The organism is Leptolyngbya sp. AN10, assembly GCF_050565645.1.
GTDB lineage: Bacteria > Cyanobacteriota > Cyanobacteriia > Leptolyngbyales > Leptolyngbyaceae > Leptolyngbya.
Window position 1 is genome coordinate 1 of sequence record NZ_JBNXVP010000098.1, and the last position, 1,576, is coordinate 1,576.

General features: G+C 50.8%; 1 pseudogene. It reads right to left on the reverse strand.

The annotated features are described in order from the left end of the window. Nucleotides 1–5 precede the first annotated feature (5 nt). A pseudogene (gene tnpC, locus ACQ4M5_RS41675) lies at nucleotides 6–1,450 on the reverse strand (IS66 family transposase). Nucleotides 1,451–1,576 lie beyond the last annotated feature (126 nt).

Here is a 1,576-nt window from a genome sequence, read left to right on the forward strand (position 1 = left end):
TGTAACTACTCAGGCTGAAGCACCGTTGGCATTGTCGGGTTGCCCAAGAAAACTTGCTTGAGTGCTTCGAGGACATTCAACCCTTGCTTTTTGAGCGTGGAGATATAGCCGCGAATCCGCCCAAACATCTGTGCGCCCTCAACGGAGCGAAATCCACCCGATATCTTTTGCTTCAATTTCATCATGCGAAGGTCGCGCTCGGCTTGATTGTTATCAAAGGGAACGCGGAAGTCCAGCATAAATGCTAACACCTGCGCTTGGTGCTGCTGTAAGCGGTCGAGTAAGTTCTTTGCGGGCGATTTTTGGGTCGTCCTCGCGATTTTGCGTCATCAAGCGGCGGGTCATTGATGCGATTGAGAGACAATCCCGCCTCAATCAGCAGCACATAGCGTTCTTCAAACCACTGCACGAGGTCGCGACTGAGCGTGGAGTGTCCCTGCATTTTTGCGTCATCGACTTGCTGTTTGAGATCGCACAGCAAAATGCTCATCTCTTCTGCCCAAGTCTGAGCATAGCGTTCTCGGATAAATTCGAGTTCTCGCAAATGATGGGCATTGCATAAGGCATGGTCACACTCATACTGGGCATAGCTTTTCCAGCCATCATGCACACTCACGCCCTCAAAGTTAGGCAGCAGTGCCATCGCCTCAAGGGCTGCTCTACCCCGCTTGGTATGAACAAAGTAGAAGGTAAAGCCATCGGTACTGGCAACATGCAGCCACCACAATCCACCCTTGACTCGCATTCCAGTTTCGTCACAATGGATCACCTCCGCAAGCGCTACTTGCTCGAAAATCCAATCCTCAATCGGCTCTAATGTCTCAAAACATCGTTCTCGACTGGTATACAGCGTCGCTTCGGACAGCAAACAGCCGAAGATATCCGCAAACAGTTCTGCCACCCGTGCAGATGCCAACAACTGATAGTCCAGAAAATACACCATCAGGCTTTTTAAGCTGGCGCCATACTGCACCACGCTATTCACCCCGACCGGAAACGCTCCTCGATTCAGGGTTTGACATCCTGGACAGCACTTGACTTCGGCTCGATGCTCAGTAACGCTGAGTTGAATCGGGGCTAGGTCTTGCACTTGGCGACTCTCCCACGATTCCACTTCGACTGCTCTCAACGAGATGCCACAAACTTCACAAGTCTCAACCGGGTGAACCATCACAGCATCTACCTCTTCTGACCACTCTAAGGTCGCTCCTGGATGCCCGCTTTGCCCCCCACTGGAGCGCTCACTTTTGCGCCGTTGGCTTCTCGGTTTCGGCGCAAACCCATCTCCCGATGGTGGTTTACTACTATTGCGGCTATTTTTCGCATGTTGATTCTCCAAAGCTTCTATCCGTTCTTCTAGTCCAGCAATCCGTTGCAATAACCCCTCAACCAGAGCAATGACTGCATCTTCGCCTTGGGCATAGATCGCTCGGATTTCGTCGCGACTCATTGCCAGATTTTTAGGAGTAGGGTCGCTCAAGAGGATGCCCTCACGACAACTTTGAATAGTTTGAACCTTACTGTTATTTGCGTACTTGCCTACAATTCCTTACGATCTTTTAACCTGAGTAGTTAC